We start from the raw sequence: 1368 nt of genomic DNA on the forward strand, positions 1-1368 counted from the left end.
AGTACTGCAACAACAGATTGTGACCTACTGTCAGATCTGCTATTTGATGGTCTGTGCAGACTCAGATGGTGCAGCAGTGGTCGGGCGCCTTCACCGCATTCTGCGGGCGGTTCGCCGAGCGATTCCCTCGGGTGGAGTCACGAAGGCGGATGGCCGCCTATGTGCGCGGGCTGCTCGGGGAGCTCGAGCGCAAGAACGGCTGGAGTGTGGCCGAGGCCGCCGGCGACACCGGCCCGGAGGGCATGCAGCGGTTGTTGAACTCCTACTCCTGGGACACCGACGGGCTGCGCAATGACGTGCGGCAGCTGGTGCTTGAGGCGATCGGGGATCCCGAAGCCGGGGTGCTGATCGTGGATGAGACCGGGTTCCTGAAAAAGGGCACCCGCTCGGCCGGAGTCGCCCGACAGTACTCCGGGACCGCGGGCAGGATCGAGAACTGTCAGATCGGGGTGTTCCTGGCCTACGCCTCCGGGGGTGGCCGGGCGCTGATCGACCGGGAGCTGTACCTGCCCAAGGCCTGGACCGAGGACCGAGGCAGGTGTACGGCGGCCGGGATCCCTGCGGATCGTGACTTCGCGACGAAGCCGCAGCTGGCCCAGGCGATGATCGAGCGCGCCCTGCAGGCCCGGGTGCCCTTCGCATGGCTCACCGGTGACGAAGCCTACGGCCAGGTCGGGGCGCTGCGGCTGTGGCTGGAACGCCACGGGGTGGCCCACGTGCTGGCAGTACCCAAGTCCCAGGCGGTGATCACGATGGACCTACGCCAGCGCCGGGCCCACACCATGATCGCCGAACTGGCCCCTACCGCCTGGCACCGGCTCAGTTGCGGGGACGGGGCCCACGGGCGCCGACTCTACGACTGGGCTGCCGTGGACATCCGTCCGTTGCGGGATGCGCGCTATGGGCACTGGTTGCTGGCGCGGCGGGCGATCAGCGACCCGACCGAGATCGCCTACTACCTCTGCTTCGGTCCCGCCGGCACTGCTGTCTCGGAGTTGGTGCGGGTGGCCGGGAGCCGGTGGGCGATCGAGGAGTGCTTCCAGACGGCCAAGAACGAGACCGGCCTGGACCAATACCAGGTTCGGGACTACACCGCCTGGTACCGGCACATCACCTTGTCCATGGCCGCGGCCGCGTTCTTGGTCCTGATCCACCAGGACGAGAAAAAGGGGGGCCCGCCGACGGGCCCGAACCCCAGCTGATCCCGTTGACGATCCACGAGATCCGGCGCTTGTTCAACCGGATCGCCCATCCCATCCGTCCCGCGCCCGAGCACATCTGGCACTGGTCGTCCTGGCGGCGCACCAGTCAAGCACGCGCCCGTGCCGGCCACTACAAACGCAGAGGTCACAAACTGTCGTTGCAGTA

General features: G+C 67.3%; 1 protein-coding gene. It reads left to right on the plus strand.

The annotated features are described in order from the left end of the window. Window positions 1–65: 65 nt before the first annotated feature. Window positions 66–1202, plus strand: a complete 1137-nt coding sequence (locus ACFYE1_RS17395; protein WP_387745789.1) for an IS701 family transposase — start codon at window positions 66–68, stop codon at window positions 1200–1202. Window positions 1203–1368 lie beyond the last annotated feature (166 nt).

The organism is Kocuria nitroreducens, assembly GCF_042879195.1.
GTDB classification, from domain to species: domain Bacteria; phylum Actinomycetota; class Actinomycetes; order Actinomycetales; family Micrococcaceae; genus Kocuria; species Kocuria nitroreducens.

Coding starts and splice junctions, on each gene's coding strand:
- ACFYE1_RS17395 (WP_387745789.1), top strand. CDS start 66: ATGGTGCAGCAGTGGTCGGGCGCCTTCACCGCATTCTGCGGGCGGTTC.